The 19,944-nt window shown below is 70.5% G+C and carries 20 protein-coding genes and 1 tRNA gene; 5 read left to right on the top strand and 16 right to left on the bottom strand.

Features of this window, described 5'->3' with window-relative positions:
* Positions 1–8: 8 nt before the first annotated feature.
* From ACFV3I_RS10310 to ACFV3I_RS10300, 3 genes are read right to left on the bottom strand one after another with little or no spacing between them, the layout of a single operon-like run.
* Entirely contained in the window at positions 9–1,160 is a 1,152-nt protein-coding gene (locus ACFV3I_RS10310) for an acyl-CoA dehydrogenase family protein (RefSeq protein ID WP_378803677.1), read from the bottom strand.
* On the bottom strand, positions 1,157–3,082 hold the full coding sequence (locus ACFV3I_RS10305) for an acetyl/propionyl/methylcrotonyl-CoA carboxylase subunit alpha (RefSeq protein ID WP_378822774.1): 1,926 nt from the start codon (positions 3,080–3,082) through the stop codon (positions 1,157–1,159). Before ACFV3I_RS10305 ends, ACFV3I_RS10310 begins: the two co-directional genes overlap by 4 nt.
* 5 nt (positions 3,083–3,087) lie before the next feature.
* Complete coding sequence (locus tag ACFV3I_RS10300) at positions 3,088–4,641, bottom strand: carboxyl transferase domain-containing protein (RefSeq protein WP_247638768.1); 1,554 nt, start codon at positions 4,639–4,641, stop codon at positions 3,088–3,090.
* Between the two features lie 112 nt (positions 4,642–4,753).
* Between ACFV3I_RS10300 and ACFV3I_RS10295 the strand changes: the two genes are divergently transcribed.
* Complete coding sequence (locus ACFV3I_RS10295; RefSeq protein ID WP_136032319.1) at positions 4,754–5,356, top strand: TetR/AcrR family transcriptional regulator; 603 nt, start codon at positions 4,754–4,756, stop codon at positions 5,354–5,356.
* Here ACFV3I_RS10295 and ACFV3I_RS10290 read toward each other — a convergent pair.
* Genes ACFV3I_RS10290 through pdhA form a run of 3 tightly spaced genes read right to left on the bottom strand, consistent with a single transcriptional unit; the run spans position 5,349 to position 8,843 of the window.
* Positions 5,349–6,719 (bottom strand): dihydrolipoamide acetyltransferase family protein, encoded by a 1,371-nt coding sequence (locus ACFV3I_RS10290; protein ID WP_136045245.1) that lies wholly within the window; start codon positions 6,717–6,719, stop codon positions 5,349–5,351. The genes ACFV3I_RS10295 and ACFV3I_RS10290 overlap by 8 nt on opposite strands.
* Positions 6,716–7,726, bottom strand: a complete 1,011-nt coding sequence (locus tag ACFV3I_RS10285; protein WP_136037361.1) for an alpha-ketoacid dehydrogenase subunit beta — start codon at positions 7,724–7,726, stop codon at positions 6,716–6,718. Before ACFV3I_RS10285 ends, ACFV3I_RS10290 begins: the two co-directional genes overlap by 4 nt.
* Before the next feature lies 1 nt (position 7,727).
* Positions 7,728–8,843, bottom strand: coding sequence for a pyruvate dehydrogenase (acetyl-transferring) E1 component subunit alpha (gene pdhA, locus ACFV3I_RS10280; protein ID WP_247638767.1), 1,116 nt, complete (start codon positions 8,841–8,843; stop codon positions 7,728–7,730).
* A gap of 169 nt (positions 8,844–9,012) precedes the next feature.
* On the opposite strand from pdhA, the gene ACFV3I_RS10275 reads away from it, so the two are divergent.
* A complete protein-coding gene (locus tag ACFV3I_RS10275; RefSeq protein WP_136032312.1) occupies positions 9,013–9,498 on the top strand; it encodes an Lrp/AsnC family transcriptional regulator in 486 nt (161 codons plus the stop codon).
* On the opposite strand, the gene ACFV3I_RS10270 is transcribed toward ACFV3I_RS10275, so the two are convergent.
* On the bottom strand, positions 9,458–10,357 hold the full coding sequence (locus ACFV3I_RS10270; RefSeq protein ID WP_378822773.1) for an alpha/beta fold hydrolase: 900 nt from the start codon (positions 10,355–10,357) through the stop codon (positions 9,458–9,460). The two genes, ACFV3I_RS10275 and ACFV3I_RS10270, sit on opposite strands and share 41 nt — an antisense overlap.
* Positions 10,358–10,468: 111 nt before the next feature.
* Between ACFV3I_RS10270 and ACFV3I_RS10265 the strand changes: the two genes are divergently transcribed.
* On the top strand, positions 10,469–11,386 hold the full coding sequence (locus tag ACFV3I_RS10265) for an AraC family transcriptional regulator (RefSeq protein WP_136037365.1): 918 nt from the start codon (positions 10,469–10,471) through the stop codon (positions 11,384–11,386).
* A 172-nt stretch (positions 11,387–11,558) separates the two neighbouring features.
* A complete protein-coding gene (locus tag ACFV3I_RS10260; RefSeq protein WP_136031908.1) occupies positions 11,559–11,876 on the top strand; it encodes a hypothetical protein in 318 nt (105 codons plus the stop codon).
* A 50-nt stretch (positions 11,877–11,926) separates the two neighbouring features.
* On the opposite strand, the gene ACFV3I_RS10255 is transcribed toward ACFV3I_RS10260, so the two are convergent.
* From ACFV3I_RS10255 to ACFV3I_RS10240, 4 genes are all read right to left on the bottom strand, one after another.
* Entirely contained in the window at positions 11,927–12,187 is a 261-nt protein-coding gene (locus tag ACFV3I_RS10255) for a DUF6458 family protein (protein WP_136031905.1), read from the bottom strand.
* A gap of 143 nt (positions 12,188–12,330) precedes the next feature.
* Positions 12,331–13,593 carry a globin domain-containing protein gene (locus ACFV3I_RS10250; RefSeq protein ID WP_378822772.1) on the bottom strand — a complete coding sequence of 421 codons (1,263 nt, stop codon included), beginning with the start codon at positions 13,591–13,593 and terminating at the stop codon, positions 12,331–12,333.
* 45 nt (positions 13,594–13,638) lie between these two features.
* Positions 13,639–13,712: transfer RNA gene (locus ACFV3I_RS10245), tRNA-Ile, on the bottom strand.
* 13 nt (positions 13,713–13,725) lie between these two features.
* The gene (locus tag ACFV3I_RS10240) at positions 13,726–14,292 is read right to left on the bottom strand and encodes a gamma carbonic anhydrase family protein (protein WP_247638765.1); all 567 of its coding nucleotides are present in this window, start codon (positions 14,290–14,292) and stop codon (positions 13,726–13,728) included.
* Between the two features lie 132 nt (positions 14,293–14,424).
* On the opposite strand from ACFV3I_RS10240, the gene ACFV3I_RS10235 reads away from it, so the two are divergent.
* Positions 14,425–14,910, top strand: coding sequence for a Dps family protein (locus ACFV3I_RS10235; protein ID WP_136031899.1), 486 nt, complete (start codon positions 14,425–14,427; stop codon positions 14,908–14,910).
* A 66-nt stretch (positions 14,911–14,976) separates the two neighbouring features.
* On the opposite strand, the gene ACFV3I_RS10230 is transcribed toward ACFV3I_RS10235, so the two are convergent.
* From ACFV3I_RS10230 to ACFV3I_RS10210, 5 genes are read right to left on the bottom strand one after another with little or no spacing between them, the layout of a single operon-like run.
* Complete coding sequence (locus ACFV3I_RS10230) at positions 14,977–16,473, bottom strand: amidohydrolase (RefSeq protein WP_378822770.1); 1,497 nt, start codon at positions 16,471–16,473, stop codon at positions 14,977–14,979.
* The gene (locus ACFV3I_RS10225) at positions 16,470–17,111 is read right to left on the bottom strand and encodes an FMN-binding negative transcriptional regulator (RefSeq protein WP_136031895.1); all 642 of its coding nucleotides are present in this window, start codon (positions 17,109–17,111) and stop codon (positions 16,470–16,472) included. The genes ACFV3I_RS10230 and ACFV3I_RS10225 overlap by 4 nt, the downstream gene beginning before the upstream one ends.
* Before the next feature lie 39 nt (positions 17,112–17,150).
* On the bottom strand, positions 17,151–18,149 hold the full coding sequence (locus ACFV3I_RS10220) for an Fpg/Nei family DNA glycosylase (RefSeq protein WP_136031893.1): 999 nt from the start codon (positions 18,147–18,149) through the stop codon (positions 17,151–17,153).
* A 1-nt stretch (position 18,150) separates the two neighbouring features.
* On the bottom strand, positions 18,151–18,636 hold the full coding sequence (locus tag ACFV3I_RS10215; protein WP_136037371.1) for a ribose-5-phosphate isomerase: 486 nt from the start codon (positions 18,634–18,636) through the stop codon (positions 18,151–18,153).
* A gap of 39 nt (positions 18,637–18,675) precedes the next feature.
* Entirely contained in the window at positions 18,676–19,860 is a 1,185-nt protein-coding gene (locus ACFV3I_RS10210; protein ID WP_136037372.1) for a ferrochelatase, read from the bottom strand.
* Between the last annotated feature and the right edge of the window lie 84 nt (positions 19,861–19,944).

Genomic DNA, 19,944 nt, shown 5'->3' with positions numbered 1-19,944 from the left:
CCTCCACGCTACCCGGCGAGCCCCAGGGCCCTGGCGATCACCAGCAGCTGGACCTCCGTCGTGCCCTCGCCGATCTCGAGGATCTTGGAGTCGCGGTAGTGGCGTGCCACGGGGAACTCGTTCATGAAGCCGTTGCCGCCGAAGATCTGCGTCGCATCCCGCGCGTTGTCCATCGCGGCCTCGCCCGCCACGAGCTTCGCGATCGCCGCGGCCTCCGCGAACGGGGAGCCCGCGTCGCGCAACCGGGCGGCATGGTGCCACGCGAGTCGCGCGGTGTGCACGCGCGCACGCATGCGGGCGAGCGTGAACTGGGCGTTCTGCCGGGTGCTGAGCGCGCTGCCGAAGATCGTGCGACTCTTCGCGTAGGCGACCGCCGCCTCCAGGCACCCCTCGGCCGCACCGGTGGAGAGGGCGGCGATCGCGATGCGACCCTCGTCGAGGATGCTCAGGAAGTTGCGGAACCCGCTGCCACGCGCCCCCAGCAGGTTGCCGGCGGGCACCCTCGCCCCGTCGAACGTGAGCGGGTGGGTGTCCGAGGCGTTCCAGCCGACCTTGTCGTAGGGCGGTTCGACCGTGAACCCCGGGGTGCCGTTGGGCACGATGATCGTCGAGATCTCCTTGCGTCCCTCGGTCGCGCCGGTCACGGCGGTCACCGTCACGAAGCGCGTGATCGGCGTGCCGGAGTTCGTGATGAACTGCTTGGAGCCGTCGATCACCCAGTCGTCGCCGTCGAGCCGTGCCGTGGTGCGCGTGGCGCCGGCGTCGCTTCCCGCCTCCGGCTCCGTCAGCCCGAACCCGGCGAGAGCGCGTCCGGCGAGCAGGTCAGGCAGCAGTTCGCGCTTCTGCTCCTCCGAGCCGAACCGGTAGATCGGCATCGCGCCCAGGCTGACCCCCGCCTCCAACGTGATCGCGATCGACTGGTCGACCCGGCCCAGCGCCTCGATCGCGATGCCGAGCGCCATATAGTCGCCGCCCTGTCCGCCGTACTCCTCGGGGAAGGGAAGGCCGAACAGCCCGAGCTCGCCCATCTGCGCGACCACGTCCATCGAGAGCGTGTGCGTGCGGTCGGCCTCGTAGGACTGCGGGGCGACCACGGTGTCGGCGAACTCCCGCACCATCCCCGCGAGCTCGCGCTCCTCGTCGGTCAGGCTCTCGATCATCGGTCGTCCTCCATCGTCGTCACCCGGGCGACCGGTTGGTCGCGCCGTACCTGGTCGCCGATCGCGACCAACAGGTGCACCACCCCGTCGTGCGGGGCGAGCACCTGGTGCTCCATCTTCATGGCCTCGATCGCGACGAGCGGCTCGCCGGCCGCGACGACCGCGCCGTCCGCGACGTGCACGGCCACCACGCTCCCCGGCATCGGGGCTCGTCCCTCCGGCTCGCTCGCGCGACCACCGTCGCCGGTCGCGGCCAGCCGACGCTGGAGGCGCGCGCGCCGATCCACGGGCAGAAGCCTCATGGTGGCCCCGTCTTCGACGACCCACACCGCCCCGTCGGCATCCACGGCCGCGCGCACCGTCGAACGTCCGGGATCGGCGTCGTGCAGCTCGACCACCGCGTCGTCATCCGTGAGCACGGTGAGGGGCGCGACCGGAGCGGGATCGGCGCCGAGCCGCCACCCGGCGAGTCGTCCCCACAGCGGGTCGGCGGCTCGCGGCGATGCCCCGACGGGCTGGAGAGCGGCGGCTGCAGCGGCGAGCTGCGATGCGGAGGGTCGGCTCGGCTCCAGCGGGAGCAGCGTCTCGATCAGCCCCGTGTCGAGGTCGCCCGCGACGACACGCTCGTCGTGCAGCAGCCGCCTCAGGAACCCGATGTTCGTGTCGACCCCCAGCACCACGGTGCGCGCCAGGGCGTCGTCCAGGCGGCGGAGGGCGGTCGCCCGGTCGTCGGCGTGAGCGATCACCTTCGCGATCATCGGATCGTAGTAGCCCGTCACCACGCTGCCCGTCTCGACAGCCGCGTCGACCCGGACCCCATCCGGGGCCTCGAACAGCAGCACGGTCCCGGTGGACGGCAGGAAGCCGCGCTCCGGAGCCTCGGCGTACACGCGCGCCTCGACGGCATGACCCCGCCCGCGCGGCTCGACCTCGAGGGGACGACCGTCGGCGACCTGCAGCTGCAGCGCCACGAGGTCGAGCCCGGTCACTTCCTCCGTCACCGGGTGCTCGACCTGGAGGCGCGTGTTCATCTCGATGAAGAACACGTTCTCCGGGGCGTCCGCATCGACTAGGAACTCCACGGTGCCGGCGCCGACGTAGGCGACGCTCTCCGCCGCGCGCACCGCCGCCGTCAGGAGCCGGTCGCGCGTGTCCTCGGGGATGCCGGCCGACGGCGCCTCCTCGATGACCTTCTGATGCCGTCGCTGCAGCGTGCACTCGCGCTCGCCCAGCGCCACCACCCGGCCGTGTGCATCGCCGAAGACCTGCACCTCGATGTGCCGCGGCCGGGCGATGAGCCGTTCGAGGATGAGCGCGTCGTCGCCGAAGGCCGCGGCGGCGACCCGTCGCGCGGAGGACAGGGCGGGGCGCAGTGCGGCCGCGTCCGCGACGACCTCCATGCCCTTGCCGCCTCCGCCCGCGCTCGGCTTCACCAGGAGGGGGAACCCGACCGCGTCCGCCTCCTCCTCGATCTCCGCGTCGGACAGTCCGCGTGCGTCGAACCCCGGAACGACCGGCACCCCGCTCCGCGCGACGTGGTCCCGCGCCCTGGCCTTGTCGCCCATGACCTGCAGAGCCGTCACGGAGGGGCCGACGAACACGATTCCGCTCTCGGCGCACGCCTCCGCCAGCCCGACGCTCTCGGACAGGAAGCCGTAGCCGGGGTGGATCGCCTGCGCGCCGGTGGCCCGCGCGGCCGCGACGACGGCATCGATGTCGAGATAGGACTCGGCCGCCGGAGCCGGCCCGATGCGGACCGCCACGTCGGCCTCGCGCGCATGGGGTGCCCCCGCGTCGGCATCGCTGTAGACCGCGACACTGCGGATACCCAGAGCGCGGAGCGTGCCGATGATGCGTCGGGCGATCTCGCCGCGGTTCGCGACGAGGACGGTGGCGAACGAGAGAGAGGGTGACGAAGACATGGGGCTCACATCCGGAAGACGCCGAAGCGCGGTTCGGGCAGCGGGGTGCGGGAGACGACATCGAGCGCCAGCCCGAGCAGGTCGCGGGTCTGCGCGGGGTCGACGATGCCGTCGTCCCACAGGCGCGCCGTGGCGTAGTACGGCTCGCCCTGCCGCTCGTACTGCTCGCGGATCGGCTCCTCGAACGCCGCACGGTCGTCGGGCGCCCAGGTCTCACCGCGCGCGGCCAGCTGGTCCTCCTTCACCGTGGCCAGGACGGATGCGGCCTGAGCACCGCCCATGACCGAGATGCGGCTCGCCGGCCACGTCCACAGGAACCGCGGGGAGTAGGCGCGCCCGCACATCGAGTAGTTGCCCGCCCCGAACGACCCGCCGATGATCACGGTGAGCTTCGGGACACGGGTGGTCGCGACCGCGGTGACCATCTTGGCCCCGTCCTTCGCGATCCCTCCGGCCTCCGCATCCGACCCGACCATGAAGCCGGTGATGTTCTGCAGGAACAGCAGCGGGATGCCGCGCTGGTCGCACAGCTCGATGAAGTGGGCGCCCTTGAGCGCCGACTCGCTGAACAGCACGCCGTTGTTCGCGACGATGCCGACCGGGTGTCCGTGGAGGCGCGCGAAGCCGGTGACGAGGGTGGTGCCGTATTCGGCCTTGAACTCCCGGAAGGTATCGCCGTCGACGAGCCGGTCGATCACGACGTGCACGTCGTAGGACGCGTTCACGTCCACCGGGACCACGTCGTACAGTGAGCCCGTCTCGGACGGCGGTCTGCTCTCGACGACCTCCCAGGCGGGCGGGGCGGGCGCGGGAAGCGTCGCGACGATGTCCCGCAGGATCTCCAGTGCGTGCTCGTCGTCTTCCGCGAGGTGGTCGACGACGCCGCTGCGCTTCGCGTGGAGCGCTCCACCCCCGAGCTCCTCCGCGGAGACGACCTCGCCGATCGCGGCTTTCACGAGCGGAGGTCCGCCCAGAAAGATGGTGCCCTGATCGCGCACGATCACCGTCTCGTCGCTCATCGCCGGGACATACGCTCCCCCGGCGGTGCACGACCCGAGCACGGCGGCGAGCTGCGGAACACCCGCGGCCGAGAGGCGCGCCTGGTGGAAGAAGATGCGCCCGAAGTGGTCGCGATCGGGGAAGACCTCGTCCTGTCGCGGCAGGAACGCCCCGCCCGAGTCGACGAGATACAGGCACGGAAGGCGGTTCTCGAGCGCGATCTCCTGTGCCCGCAGGTGCTTCTTGACCGTGAGCGGGTAGTAGGTGCCGCCCTTCACTGTCGCGTCGTTGCAGACGACCATGACGTGGCGGCCGTGGACGAGTCCGATACCCGCGATGACCCCGGCCCCCGGCGCCTCTCCCCCGTACAGGCCGTCCGCCGCCAGCGGAGCGATCTCCACGAAGGGGCTGCCCTCGTCGAGCACCCGCGCGACCCGGTCGCGCGGAAGCAGCTTGCCGCGCGCGACGTGACGTTCGCGTGACGCCTCCGGACCGCCGATGGCGGCGGTCGCGATCCGAGCACGCAGCTCGTGCGCCAGATCTTCCTGGGTTGCCGGCATCGTGATGTCCTCCTCGACCCACGACCGCGCCACGGACTGCCCTGGCGCGGTGCACGCATTCTCGGTTAGTGTTCACTAACCCGATGATTCAGGTTAGCGAGGATTAACTGAGATGACAAGCCCGCTCACCGCCAGGGACCGCGCGAAAGCAGAGCGGTCCGACGCGCTGCTGCACGCGGCCGCCCGGCTGTTCGCCGACCGCGGCTACACCGGCGTGAGCCTCGAGGAGATCGGCGCAGCGGTCGGCGTCTCCGGCCCCGCCGTCTACCGACACTTCGCGGGAAAACAGGCCCTGCTCGGCGCCGTGCTCGTGAAGGTCAGCCACGACCTGGTCGACGGGGGTGACCGCGTGGCGGTGTCCGCCGCCGACCCTCAGGAGCGCATGCGCGCACTCATCCGGTTCCACGTGGACTTCGCGCTCGGCAACGCCGAGGTCATCCAGGTGCAGGACCGCGACGTCGCGCATCTGGCCGACGCCGACCGCGCCGAGGTCCGCCGGCTCCAGCGTGCCTACATCGAGCTCTGGATGGACGCGCTCGCCGCGATCGATCCCCGCGACGACGTCGCCCGCGACGAACTCCGGCTGCGCGTCCAGGCGTGCTTCGGGCTGATCAACTCGACGCCCCACAGCACGCGAGCCGCGACGAGGCGGCACTCCGCCACCGCGACCGTACTGGTCACGATGGCGGAGGCGGCGCTGCGCGCCCTCATCTGAGCAGCATCGCCCTGCCGGGCTCCTCGAGCACGTCGGCCACGGCCTTCAGGAACGCGGCGCCCTCCGCGCCGTCCACAATCCGGTGGTCGAACGAGAGGCTCAGCGTCATCACCTGACGCAGCGCGATCTCTCCGGCGTGTTCCCACGGCTGCCGCCTGACCGCACCGACCGCGAGGATGCCCGACTGACCCGGCGGCAGGATCGGCGTCCCGGCATCCACGCCGAACACTCCGATGTTCGAGATCGAGAACGTGCCGCCGGACAGCTCCGCGGGCGACGTCTTGCCCGCGCGAGCTGTCTCTGCGAGCGCCGCGATGGCATCCGCGAGTTCCACCAGGGTCATCCGCTCCGCATCGCGGATCATCGGCACGATCAGGCCCCGCTCGGTCGCCGCGGCGATCCCGAGGTCGACGTAGCCGTACTGGACGATCTCGCCCGCCTCCTCATCCCACCGCGCGTTCAGGCCCGGCGCCCCGCCGAGGGCAAGGCACACCGCCTTCGCGACGACGGCGAGCGGACCGATCCGGTGGCCACTGAGTGCGCGGTCCTCGCGCAGTCGTGCCAGCAGGTCCATCGTCGCGGTGACGTCGACCGTATGGAACACGGTGACGTGCGGCGCCGTGAACGCGCTCTGCACCATCGCCGCCGCGGTGTGCTTGCGCACTCCCCGGATCGGGATGCGGGTCTCGCGGTCGGGCTGGTGGCCGGTCGGACGAGCGGCGCTCCCCGGCACGGGCGCGGGCGTGCGCGTCGCGTCCGAGCGGGCCGCGAGCCGCTCGGCGTACGCGTCGACATCCTGACGTGTGATCAGCCGGTCGCCGACCTCCGCCGCGACCAGCACCAGGTCGACGCCGAGGCGCTTCGCGTGCGCCCGCACGGGCGGCGTCGAGCGCGGCCGTTCGATCACGGTCTCCACGGACGCCGAGGGCGAGGCGTCGTGGGGAGCCGCCTCCAGGACCGCGGTGTCCGCCGCCGGACTCGCGCCACCGATCCGACGGGCACGCCGCGCGGGCCGGCCCGCCGTCGTGGGAGCAGCACCGTAGCCGACGAGGTTCGGCTGCGTCTTCTCGCTGCCTTCGGCCTCGGCACCCTCGATCGCGGGGGTCGGAGTCTGCGGTTCCTCACCGGCGACGTCGAAGGCGATGAGCGGTGCCCCCACCGCCACGGTCTCGCCCGCCTCGGCATGCAGGCTGGACACGGTGCCCTCGTAGGGCGAGGGCAGTTCCACCACGGCCTTCGCGGTCTCGACCTCGGCGAGGGTCTGGTTCAGCGCCACCTTCTCGCCGGGCGAGACGAGCCACTGCACGACCTCCGCCTCGGTGAGCCCTTCCCCCAGGTCGGGCAGACGGAACTCGGCGATCATGCGTCCGCTCCCGTCAGGCTGTTCGGGCGGTCCATCACGCGATCGACAGCGTCGAGGATGCGGTCGAGGTCGGGCAGATGGTACTTCTCGAGCTTCGCGGGCGGATACGGCACGTCGTGTCCGGTCACGCGCAGCGGCGCGTGCTCGAGGTACTCGAAGCAGCGCTCGGTGATGCTGGCGATGACCTCGGCACCGAGCCCGGCTTCCCTGGAGGCTTCGTGCGCGACCACGACCCGGCCCGTCTTGCGCACCGAGGCGGCGACCGAGTCGTAGTCCACGGGCGAGAGCGAGCGGAGATCGACGACCTCCAACGACAGCCCCTCGTCTTCAGCGGCGTCGGCGGCCTGCAGCGCCGTCGTCACCATCGCACCGTAGGCGATCACCGTCGCGTCCGTGCCCGCACGGACGACACGGGCGAGTCCCATCGGCGGCGCGTCGGCGAGCGGTGCCTCCAGGTCGACCTCGCCCTTGTGGTGGTAGAGGCGCTTGGGCTCGAAGAAGACGACAGGGTCGTCCGAGGCGATCGCCTGGCGCAGGCTGCGGTACGCGTCCTCCGGGTTCGACACCGCGACGACGCGCAGCCCCGCGGTGTGCGCGAAGTAGGCCTCCGGCGACTCGGAGTGGTGCTCCGCGGCTCCGATGCCTCCGGCCCACGGGATGCGGATCGTGAGGGGCATCTTCACCCGGCCCTGAGTCCGATAGTGCAGCTTCGCCACCTGCGACACGATCTGATCGAATGCCGGGTACACGAAGCCGTCGAACTGGATCTCGACCACCGGGCGGTAGCCGCGGAACGCGAGCCCGACCGCCGTGCCGACGATGCCCGACTCGGCGAGCGGGGTGTCGATCACGCGCGCGGCGCCGAACTCGTCGAGCAGTCCATCGGTGATGCGGAACACCCCTCCGAGCTTGCCGATGTCCTCGCCGAGGAGCACGACCCGGTCGTCGTCGCGCATGGCCTGGCGCAGTCCGGCGCCGAGGGCCTTGCCGAGCGTGAGCTGGGTCATGTCACACCTCGCTCTCGAACGACGCGAGATACGCGGCGTATTCGTCGCGCTGACGCTCCAGCCCCGTGTGCGGCTCGGCGTACACGCCGTCGAACACGGCCAGCGGCGGACGCGTGACCATTCCGAGACAGGCCGCCCGCATCTCCTTCGCCACCGCGTCAGCCGCCGCCTGCGTGTCCGCCACGTGGTCGTCGTCGAACTCCCCCACACGGCGCAGGTACGCCTCCAGCCGAGCGATCGGATCCCGCCGACGCCAGGCCTCCAGCTCCGCGTCGTCGCGGTACCGGGTGGGGTCGTCCGCGGTGGTGTGCGGGCCCATGCGGTAGGTCACGGCCTCGATGTACGCGGGTCCACGGCCGGAACGCGCATGGTCGAGGGCCCACCGCATCGCCGCCAGGCACGCGAGCACGTCGTTGCCGTCGACCCGCAGGCTGGGGATCCCGAATCCGGGCGCGCGTCCCGCGATCGGGTACTGGGACTGCACGGCGACCGGCTCCGAGATCGCCCAGTGGTTGTTCTGACAGACGAACACGACGGGGGCCTGGTACGAGGCGGCGAAGATCATCGCCTCGTTCACGTCACCCTGACTCGTCGCACCGTCCCCGAAATAGGTGACCGCCACTTCCGCCGCCTTCTCGTACTGGATCCCCAGTGCGTAGCCGACGGCGTGGAGCGTCTGCGCGCCGATGATGATCTGCAGCGGCGCGACACCGAGAGCCGCGGGGTCGTACGCCGCCCCCTCCTCCCCGCGCCACATGCGCACGTAATCGCCCGGCTGGGCGCCGCGCGCGTAGATCACGCCGGTCTCACGGTAGCTGGGGAACACGAAGTCGCGGGGGTCGAGAGCTCGGGCGGTGCCGATCTGCGTCGCCTCCTGGCCCTGACACGGCGCCCACAGTCCGAGCTGACCCTGACGCTGCAGCGCCACGCCCTCCGCGTCGATGCGACGCAGTACGACCATGTCGCGGTGGAGCGCGCGGAGCTGCGCGGCGTCCACGTCCACGACGAACGGGTCGAGGCGCGGGTTCGGAACGCGGGACCCGTCCGGGGCGAGAAGGCGCTCCGAGAGTTCCAGATCCTGGGCGGTGTCTGCGATCGGTGTGGCCTGCGGTGACATCGTCGTCCTCCTCGTTCGGCGGCCCTCGTGGGGCTTCGCGCAACGGTGCCGGCGTCATCACCGGCATGGTCTGAGGGTACGTCTGCTCAACACCTCGCTCAAGCAATCGTCCACCACTTGAGCATGTTGCTCATTTTTCGCCAGTTCGGGCCTGCTAGGGTTTGGCACTATGCCTGGACTGGACCGAATCGATCTCGAGCTGCTCGCGTCGCTCGCCGACGATCCGCGGATCACGATCGTCGCGCTCGCGGAGAAGATGGGGCTGTCACGCAACACGATCCAGGCGCGGATGGCCCGCCTGGATCAGACCGGCGTCTTCCTCTCCTACGAGCGCGCCTTCTCCCCCGACGTCCTGGGCTTCCCGCTGCAGGCCTTCGTCAGCATCGGCGTACGCCAGACCGAGCTTCCCCGCATCATCACCGAACTCGCGCGCATCCCCGAGGTCGTGCAGGCGCACGGACTCAGCGGGTCGATCGACCTCCTCGCCCGCGTCGCGTGCCGTGACGCCAGGCACCTGTTCGACACCGACGCGCGCATCCTGTCGATCGACGGGGTCGAGCGCACCGAGACCTCCCTGGCCATGGGCGAGGTGATCCCGTTCCGGGTGGCGGGGCTCATCGGCCTCGCGCGACGGGAATCCTCAGGAAGCGCCTGATCGCCCCGGCTGCTTCGACCGGGGTCTCGTAGTGGATCAGATGACCGACGTGGGCGATCTCGACGAGTTCCGCGTCGGCAAACAGGGTCGCCAGCCGCCGCTCCGCCTCGATGGGCGTGATGTCGTCGCGCTGCGCCGCGACCAGCAGCGTCGGCACGTCGATGCGCGGCGCGAACTCGCGCACGTCGTGCGACACGCTCGCGACGAACGCATCGTGCAGCACATCGCGGTCGGAGAACCGGGAGAAGTAGGTGTCGTGCTGATCGTGGATGAAGCGGCGCAGCCCCGGGTCGCGGGTCTTCGCCATCGTGATGCTCATCACGCGCACGATGACCCGGTTCCGCAGCACCGCGGTACCGAGCCGGTCGGGCAGCTTCGCGCCGAGGGCGTAGTAGAGCACCGCCAGCCGGGTCATCAGCCCCTTCGGCCCCTCCAGTGCCGGCGCGCCGATGGGGTTGAGGAGGATCAGGCGCGGCGTCGCGAGACCTCCCGCGACGGCGGCCGCCGCGACGATGGAGCCGAAGGAGTGGCCGAGGATCACCGCTCCGGGGGCGGTCGCTGCGACGAAGTCCGACAACCACGCGGCGTATTCGTCCAGGTCGTGGCGCCGTCCGGGGAGCGGCGCGGTCTCCCCGAAGCCCGGGAGATCCGGGACCAGCACCCGCACCTCCGGAAGGTACGCGAGCACCGGCTCGAGGCCGTGGTGCTCGCCGCGGAACCCGTGCACGGCGACGATGGTCGTGTCGGCGTCGCGCGGACCGTACTCCCAGTACGCCGTGACACCGCCGCGGACGGCGACCTCGTGGCTCTCCACGGGGAGGGTGCTCAGGCGGTCCGCGTAGGGGGAAGGCACGGTCATACCCCGAGTCTACGAGCGACCGACGCCACCCTCTGCCTCGGTGTCAGCATGATGGGTTATCGTCCCAAGTGGCCTTCCTCTTCGGGTCGGTCACGCAACGAGGGGCCGAAGGTGCAGTTCACATCCAGGGATGTCGCGCAGGTGGAGCCCACCTGGAAGCAGTTCGTGCCGTCCGCCACGCTCGAAGACGTCGACCCCCATCGCTTCCGCTTCGATTGGCGTTCGATGGAGCTCGGGGCCACCACGGTCCTCCGTTACGACCTCGCCGCACAGGTGCACGCCAGAACGCAGCCGGACGATCAACTGCTGGTGTGCCGTGTCGACTCTCCGGACGCGCAGGTGTGGTCGCATCGCCAACCGCTCGACGCGGGTGTGCCGTGGCTCACCGACGGCACCCAGGTGGACGCGACGTGGGAGCACGGAGCCCGCGTGCGCGCCCTCGTTTTCGATCGGTCGGCCGCCCAGGCCACGATGCGTCAGGTGACGGGAGACGACCGGGTGGAGCTCAAAGCCACCGGGCTCTCGCCCCATTCCCGCGCCGACGCCGACCGGTGGGGGGCGATGTTCACCTACCTCGAGAGCACGCTCGTCGAAGGCGAGCCCGTCGACCCGCTGGTCGGGAAGGAGTTCGAGCGCCACGCGCTGATGCTCACGATGACGAGCTTCTCGACGACGTTCAGTGATGCGTTGCGGCGTCCGAGCCAGCGGTCGGGCGCCCCTGCGTCGGTGCGGCGCGCCCTCGCGTACATCGACGACAACGCCCATCTCCCGATCACGATCGATGACGTGGCAGCCGCCGCGTACATGTCCACGCGGGGACTTCAGTACGCCTTCCGTCGGGCGCTCGACATCACCCCCACCGAGGCACTGCGTCGGGCCCGCCTCGACGGAGCCCATAGAGACCTGCTGGCCCGCAACGGGGCCTCCGTGGCGACGATCGCGCGGCGGTGGGGGTTCAGCAACTCCTCGCGCTTCGCCGCGGCCTATCGTGAGGCGTACTCCATGCCGCCGACGTTGCCCCGGACCTGACACCACGCGCACACTTGTTTCGTGCGTGACGGCGAGTTGCGCGCCCTCTCGGGCTCTATCGGCTGAGCCGATTAGAGTCCGAAGTATCCGGATCACCCCGTCCGGCCCCCAGCATGTTTCGAGGAGCCCCCATGAACACCGCAGTCCTCTGCAGCACCAAGGTCGGTTGACGATGGGAAGCCTCTACTACGGAGACACTCAGACCCCGATCCAGATCGACGACAGGGCGCTCGCCCACCTCAAGGTCGTCATCGCCACCAAGCTTCGTCGCAATGAGAGCTTCACGCTCTCCTGGCGGCACCCCGAGGGCGACGCACCCGGCCGTTCCACGCTGTGGCTGCATCCCTCCATCCCGCTGCGCTTCGTGTTCGACGCTCCCGAGCCGCCGGAACTGAGTCGACGGTGGATCGAGGAGCTCGCCCATTCGGCGAACTCGAGCGGCGGCATCACCCTCGTCGAGGAGCATCTCGAGGGCGCCGACCTCAGCTGACACGCAGACGGCTCGCGGGGCCCAGGGTCCCCGCGAGCCGTCCGTGTCGCTCAGAGTCCGTCGTCGGAACTCGAGCTCACCGACCGTCGGGTGGTGGGTTCCCCCGTGGCGGGATCGACATACGTGCGCGAGACGGTCTCGGTCCGACGGCGACGTGCCAGGAGCACGATGCCGATCAAGAAGACGACGACTCCGGCTCCCATGAGGATGTATCCGACCATGTCGAGATTCACCCAGGTCACCTCGACGTTCACCGCGAAGACGAGGATCGCCCCGATCACGAAGAGCACGATTCCAGTGCCGATGCTCATGTTGCCTCCCGTTCAGCGGCGGACGCCGCACAGAAAGAGGCTGGCGCGTCCGGACGGCCGACAGGAGGGGCTTGACACGGCCCTCTCCTGTCGTTCTGGTCTCCGGAGGCCCCGGTGAACCGGCGTCCTCGACCGCTCGCTGCTCACGCCGCCGACGCGTCCGCTGGATGGCGCATCCAGGTGTCGGGGCCGAACACCTCGTAGTCGATCCGCTCCGCGGGCACGCCGCGCCCGAGCAGTGACGCGCGCATGTCGCGCATGAAGCCGAGGGGTCCGCACAGGAGCACCCGCGCCCCGGCGGGAAGCTCGACATCCGTCAGGTCCATCCGCCCGGCGCGCACGCCGTCGAGGACAGGAGCGTCCGTCGGGGCCGACGAGTACCAGCGCACCGCCGTCGCATCCTCCAGGCCGCTGAGGTTCTCCTGCACGGGGCCGACGAGCGCGTGCGACGACGGTGTGCGATCGGCATGGAAGAGCCGCACAGTGCGCTCGGGCTGCGTGCGTCGAACGCCGTCCAGCATCGCCGCGACCGGGGTGATGCCGATCCCTGCCGAGACCAGCACCAGCGGGTCGTGCGACTCATCGAGGACGACGTCACCGGCGGGCTGTGAGACGTCGAGGATCGTGCCGGGCATCGCGTTGTCGTGCAGCCACGTGGACACCTGGCCGTCGGGCGTACCATCGATCCCGCGCACCCGTTTCACGGTCACCCGCAGTGCTCCGCCCCCGGGCGCAGACGACAGCGTGTACTGACGCGGCTGCCGTGAGCCGTCCGGCAGATCCACGGCGACGGCCACGTACTGCCCCGCGCGGTGATCGGCGACCGCACCGTCGAGGGGTTCGAGCACGAGGGTGACCACGTCGTCGGTCTCCGCGATCCGCTCGACCACGCGGTGCTTGCGCCACGGGTGTTCGGGGTCGGTGCCGGCCAACGCATACAGTCGAGCCTCTTCCGCGATGAGTGAGCACCCTAACAGCCAGTACACCTCGTCCCAGGCAGCACGGACCTCCGGGGTCACCGCGTCGCCCAGCACGATCCCCACGGCGTCGAGCAGATGGTGTCCCACGATCGTGTACTGACGCGCGCGGATCCCGAGCGAGACGTGCTTGTGAGCGATGCGCCGCATCACGGGCGTGAAATCGGGCGCCTCGGGATCGATCAGGGACACGGCAAATGCGACGACCGAGGCGGCGAGGGCCCTCGGCTGCTCACCGTGCGCCTGGTGCGCCCGGTTGAAGACCCGGAGAAGCTCGGGGTGCGCCGCGAACATCCGCGGATAGAACAGTCGAGTGATCTCCTCGGCGTGCTCGGCGACCACACCGGCGGTGGCGCGAACGACGGTCTCGGATTCTGGTGAGAGCTGCATGACTTCCCTTCGGAGTGCGGATGCTCTCAGCCTCCTCATCCGGTGCGCCCCATGGCGGCATGGATCCCGTGCAAATCCGAGTCGTAGGGCGGGCGGGACTTGAACCCGCGATCGTTGGGTTATGAGCCCACTGCCTTAACCAGCTTGGCCACCGCCCCCTGCCCTCCGAGACTACCGCCCGTCCGAACCGCTCTCCTCCCCGGACGCGTCGGCGTGCGCCGCACCACGATGGGTCTCGACGTGTGAGCGATAGATCCGAGCGTTCTCCCGTAACCCGGCACGCTCCTCGTCGCTCAGCGCGCGACGAACGCGGGCCGGGACGCCTGCCACCAGCGAGCCGTCCGGCACCTCCGCGTCGCCGAGTACGAGCGCGCCGCCGGCGATGAGGCACTCCGAGCCGATACGGGCGCCTGACAGCACCACGGCTCCCATTCCGATGAGCGAACCGTCGCCGATCCGACAGCCGTGCACGACGGCGTTGTGCCCGATCGAGACATCGTCTCCGATCACGACCGGGTGTCCGCTGTCGACATGGATCGACACGTTGTCCTGTGCGTTGCTGCCAGCGCCCATCGTGATCGCAGCGGAGTCCGCCCGGAGGACCGCATTGTACCAGACGCTGGACCCTTCCCCGATGGTCACCTCCCCGATCACCCTGGCGCCCGCAGCGAGGAACACCGAGTCGTCGAGATCGGGAGTGCGGCCGGGCAGAGACAGGATGGTCGCGTCGTCGCTCATGCAGCGACTCTAGCCGTCGCCCGTCCCGCGCCGATTCGCGGCGGTAAGCGATGCCTCATCTTGCTTGCGGAACATTTTCAGCTGAGTAGCGTTGTTCCCATCAGACACGAGAATCTCCCGGAGGAGCACAAGATGAGCAAGGCACAGACCGTTTCCCCCACCGCCATCGACCCCACCGTCGCCGCCGGCGCCGCGCAGTTCCTCTCCCCCGTCGTCCTCGGCCTTCAGGCCCTGACCATCAACGGCAAGCAGGCGCACTGGCACGTGCGCGGGGCGAACTTCGTCGGCGTCCACGAACTCCTCGACACCATCGTCGCCCATGCCGGCGACTTCGCCGACACCGCCGCCGAGCGGATCGTCGCCCTCGGACTCCCGATCGACGCGCGCGTCTCGGCCGTCGCAGAGAAGGCCGGTTCGACGTCGGTCGCCGCCGGCTTCGCGCAGTCGGATGAACTCATCCGCGCGGTCATCGCCGATATCGACGCCATCCTCGTCGACGTCAAGGCGGCCGTCGAGGGCCTCGACGAGGTCGACCTGACCAGCCAGGACGTCGCGATCGAGATCCAGCGCGGACTGGAGAAGGACCGCTGGTTCCTCGTTTCGCACATCGCGGCCTGACCAGTCAGCACCTTCGGAGAGGGCGGCCCCGGGATACCGGGGCCGCCCTCTCCGCGTGCGCGAGGCTCAGCCGACGTGGGTCACGCGGCCCGCGAGAAGGGTGGCGGCCACGGGCATCGCGCGCAACGCGGCGGCATCTGCGGTGCGCGGATCCGCGGACGTGAGCGCGATATCGGCGATCTCCCCGGGGCGGAGCGTGGAGCGCACGCTGGCGCTCAACGCCTGGTCGACCGTGAGGCGTTCCTCCGGGTGCCACGATTCCCGCTCGTCATCCGTGCGCCAGACCGCCGCCGACAGGGCCTGCCACGGGTCGAGGGGCGCCACCGGGGCGTCGGAACCGAACCGCACCTCGGCACCGGCGGCGAACAGAGACGACAGCGGGTAACCGAGAGAGGTCTGCCCTGCCCAGTGGTGCTCGACGAAGTCACGGTCGTCGACGGCGTGCTGCGGCTGCACGCTGGCGATCACACCGAGGCGCGCGAACCGCGCCAGGTCGGCATGACGCACGAGCTGGGCGTGCTCCAGAGAACCGGTCGCCCCGGTGACCAGGAAGGCGTCGAGGGCGGACGTGACAGCGCGGTCGCCGATGGCGTGCACGGCCGCCGTGATGCCCGCGCCGGTCGCGGTGGTCAGCAGAGCGACGAGCTCATCGCCCGGTACCGTCAGGACCCCGTAGTTGCCGGGGTCGTCCGGATAGGCGTGAGAGCACGCGGCGGTGCGGGTTCCCAGCGACCCGTCCGTGATGATCTTGAGCGAGCCGACACGGATCAGACCGCGCGCCTCCGCGGGAGTGTCCGGTTCCTCGTGCGGCTCGCCGCTACGCAGCGCTTCGGTCACGGCACGATCGAGGTCTGCGGGATAGAACGCGAACTCCACGCGGTGCGAGGCGAAGCCCGCACGGATGCGGCGCGGCCAAGCAGCGGCGTTCCACGCCATGTCGAAATCGACCAGTCCGGTGACGCCTCGCGCCGCTGCGGCCTCACCGGCGCGGAGCACGGCCTCGTCGCTGTGCGCCGGGTCGACCGCGTTGAGGCGGCGCGAGATCTCGAAGGCGTCCTCCTCGCGCAGGACCCCGTCGTCAGCACGGAAGCCTTCGCGGGCGAGAGCAGCGGTGTTCAGCCACACGCTGTGCACGTCGGCATTGATGAGGTAGGTGGGCGCCGCTCCCGTCGTCGCGTCCAGCAGCTCCAGGCTCGGCCGATCCGGCCACAGGGCGTCGCGGAATCCCGTACCGACGCGGCGTCCGTCGGGGAGCGTCGGCGCCTCACCCATCCGCAGCGCGGCTTCCGCCGCCGAGGTCGTGTCATGCAACGGGACCCGCTCCGCCGCCAGCGCCCACTGGACCGTGTGCACGTGGTTGTCCCACAAGCCGGGGACCGCCCAGAGACCATCGGCGTCGAGCACCTGTCCACGCGGTCGCAGGGCGCCGGTCGGCGCGATGTCGACGATGACGCCGCCGTCGAGGTGAAGGTCCACCGGCTCGTCGTCGATGAGGAACTCCCGGCCGGGACCGGCCAGACGAACGGCGCGCACCGTCCCGACGGTGTCGTTCCGCGCCGTCATGCCCGGTTCCCCTCGCGCGCCACCTGAGCGCGCCGCATCTCCGCCGCCAGAGGACGGTTGGTGTACGGGCCTTCGCTCTCGAGTGCCGCGATCACCGACTCGATCGTCTCGACGGGCTTGTTCTGGCTGAGCTTGCGCTTTGCGACGACGCGCGCGGGGGTGAGGCGGAATCCCACTGTCCCTGCGGCGAGCCGTTCCACGAACGCGGCGTCGTTGGGACGCTGCCACATCAGCCGCGGCTCGGGCATGCCGTTCTCGAACCGCTCCACGAGGCGGTCGAGCACCCGCAGGTTCTCGTCCGGCGTCAGGATCTCGGGTGTGCCCGCCAGGTGCACGGCCGTGTAGTTCCATGTGGGCACCGCGGGGACATCGCCGTACCAGCCGGGCGACACGTAGCCGTGCGGGCCCTGGAAGACCACCAGCAGTTCCCGCTCCCCCAGCCCGTGGATGAGGTCGTCGGGACGCCCGACGTGGGCCACGATCGTCAGGTCGTCGCGGTCGTCGTCGAGCAGCACGGCATAGTGCGAGGCGACGAGCCCGTCGTCGGTCGAACTCACGATGGTGGCCCAGGGGTTGGCCTCGATCACGCGCCGGATCTCGGTCACGTCGGCGAGCGTGAAGCTCGGATTCTGTCGCATGGATTCAGCCTAGGGGCGCCCGCACACGCCAGCGCGGACTCACGCCTGGCAGCGGGGGCACCAGTAGAGCTTGCGCGCGCCGATCTCCTCGAGCGCGATCTCGGTGCCGCAGACCCGGCACGGGAGTCCGGCGCGGTGGTACACCCAATGCCGGTCGTCGCGGCTCGCCATCGCAGCACGGTACTCGTCGGGCGACAGGTCGTCCATCGTCATCATCTGACCCGTCTCGACACCGATCGCCAGCAGGCGCACCCAGTCGTGCCAGAGGGCGCGCACCACATCCTCCGGCACGTCTCGTCCGGGCGTGTGCGGATTGAGCCGCTGCCGGTAGAGCATCTCCGCGCGATACACATTGCCGATGCCGCTCACCACCGCCTGGTCCATCAGCAGCAGCGCGATGGGCGTCGACTTCTTGCGCACCGCGCGGACGAAGCGCTCCTCGTTCTCGGCCGGATCACCGACGAGCGGATCCGGACCGAGCTTGGCGACCGTCGCGAGCATCTCCTCGGGCGTCTGCAGAACGCACGCCGTAGGGCCGCGCAGGTCGGCGGCCGTGATGTCGGTCATGAGCCGCAGACGCACCTGCCCCACCACGGGCGGCGGCCATTCCACCCCCTCGTCCGCGAGACCCTTCGTCTGCTCGGACATGCGCACGTGCACCCGCGTGCGTCGCGGGGCGCCGATCGAGGCGAGAGAGTTCTCTCCGGCGTCGTCCAGGATCGGGTCCTCCAGCACGGTGCCTCGCTGGTTCGTCTGACCCATACGTCCATTCGCAGACGCGATCGTGGGGTCGACGAGGATCTCGCCAGCGAAGTCCCAGGCACCGTAGAGCCCCAGGTGCACGCGAAGCCACAGGTCGCCCTCGGTCTCCAGGAACATCTGCTTGCCGACCGCCTGCACGCTCGTCGCCGTGCGCCCGTCGAGGATCGCCGCCCCCTCGGCGAAGCGTCCCTGGGGGCTGGAGGCGCGGAGCACCTTGCCGACGAAGTTGCGGTCGAACTGCCGGGCGATGCGGTGGACGGAGTGACCCTCGGGCATGTCAGCCCCGCGGATCCGGGAGCAGCGAGCCGTCGCGCTCGAAGTCGGCGATCTGTCCGATGCGGCGCACATGACGCTCGTCGCCCGAGAACGGGGTCGAGATGAACCGGTCGATGAAGGAGGTCACCTCGTCGTACGTGTGCTGCCGCGCGCCGATGGAGATCACGTTGGCGTCGTTGTGCTCCCGTGCGAGCTCGGCCGTGGAGAGGTTCCACACCAGGGCCGCGCGGACACCGCGCACCTTGTTCGCCGCGATCTGCTCGCCGTTGCCGGATCCGCCGAACACGACACCCAGCGCCTCGACGCCCGCCTCCTGATCGGCGACCACCGCCTGAGCAGCCCGGATGCAGAACGCCGGGTAGTCGTCGAGCGCGTCGTACTCCACCGGACCGTGGTCGACGACCTCGTGCCCCGCCGCCCGCAGGTGCTCCTGCAGCTGCGTGGAGAAATCGAGTCCAGCGTGATCGGTGGCGATGTGGATGCGCATGGCTTCCATCCTAGAAGCCGCCGCCGACACCCGTTCCGGTCACGGGGCGACGCCGGCGGCCGCCGGCTTGAACCCCGCCCTGACGTTCTCGCAGCAGCCGGGCCGGCAGACGTCGAAGCCGCCGGGGAGCGATGTGACGTGAGCGCGCTCCTCGTTCGGACGCCCCTGCAGCCGCTCCTCGATCAGGTCGACGATCCCCTCGACGAACGTCGGCGACACGCCAGGCGTCGGCGTGCGCGTGAACGCGAGTCCCGCGTCTTCCGCCGCCTCCGCCGCCTCGGTGTCGAGATCCCAGAGCACCTCCATGTGGTCGCTCATGAATCCCACCGGCACGACCGCGACCGCGCGCCGCCCTCGCGCGGGAAGCTCACCGATCACGTCGCACACGTCCGGCTCGAGCCACGGCTGCGACGCGGGCCCCGAGCGCGACTGGTAGACGAGCTCCCAGGCCACGTCGGCCGCCGCCGGCACGGACTGCCGTACCCGGTCCATCACCCAGGCCGCGACGGCCAGGTGCTGCGCGGCGTAGGCGCCGCCCTCGCCCCAGTCGATGTCGCGGGCGCCGGAACGCTCGGCGTCGGCCGTCGGGATGCTGTGCGTCGAGAACAGGATCTGGATGTCCGGCGCGGCGATGCCCTGCGCCAGGAAGCCCTCGATGGCCTCCCGCACTCCCGACTCGAAGGCCTCGACGAAACCCGGGTGGTCATAGAACGGGCGGATCTTGTCGATCGTGACGGTCTCCCCGAGGCCGGTCTCCTCCAGCACGCGCGCGAAGTCCTCGCGGTACTGGCGGCAGCTGGAGAACGAGCTGTAGGCGCTCGTGGCGAACGCGAGCAGCGTGGTGTGCCCGTTGCGCGCCGCCTCGGGCACGACCTCCTCGAGGTAGGGGGCCCAGTTGCGGTTGCCCCAGTACACGGGCAGCTCGATGCCGCGCGCGACGAGCGCCTGCTCGAGCGCCTCCTTGAGCACGCGGTTCTGCCCGTTGATGGGGCTCACGCCGCCGAAGTGACGATAGTGGTGCGCGACCTCCTCCAACCGCTCGTCGGGGATGCCGCGGCCGCGCGTCACGTTGCGGAGGAACGGGATCACGTCCTCCTGACCCTCCGGGCCACCGAAGCCGGCGAGGAGGATCGCATCGTACGCGACGGGCGTGGTCACGAAGGGCGCACCGCTGGCGGCGGCAGGCGAGGCAAAGGGGACGACATTCGGCTCGATCGCAGTCACCCCTCCATCCTCCCACCTCGTCGAGGCACCGGTGTCCGCTCGCCGCCGGGAGAATGCGCACAGAGCGTGAGCCCGCCTCGCGCA

It is taken from the genome of Microbacterium sp. NPDC059771 (assembly GCF_042732495.1).
GTDB lineage: Bacteria > Actinomycetota > Actinomycetes > Actinomycetales > Microbacteriaceae > Microbacterium > Microbacterium sufflavum.
Note: the sequence above shows the minus strand (reverse complement) of the source record. Positions and strands in the feature narration are given on the sequence as shown.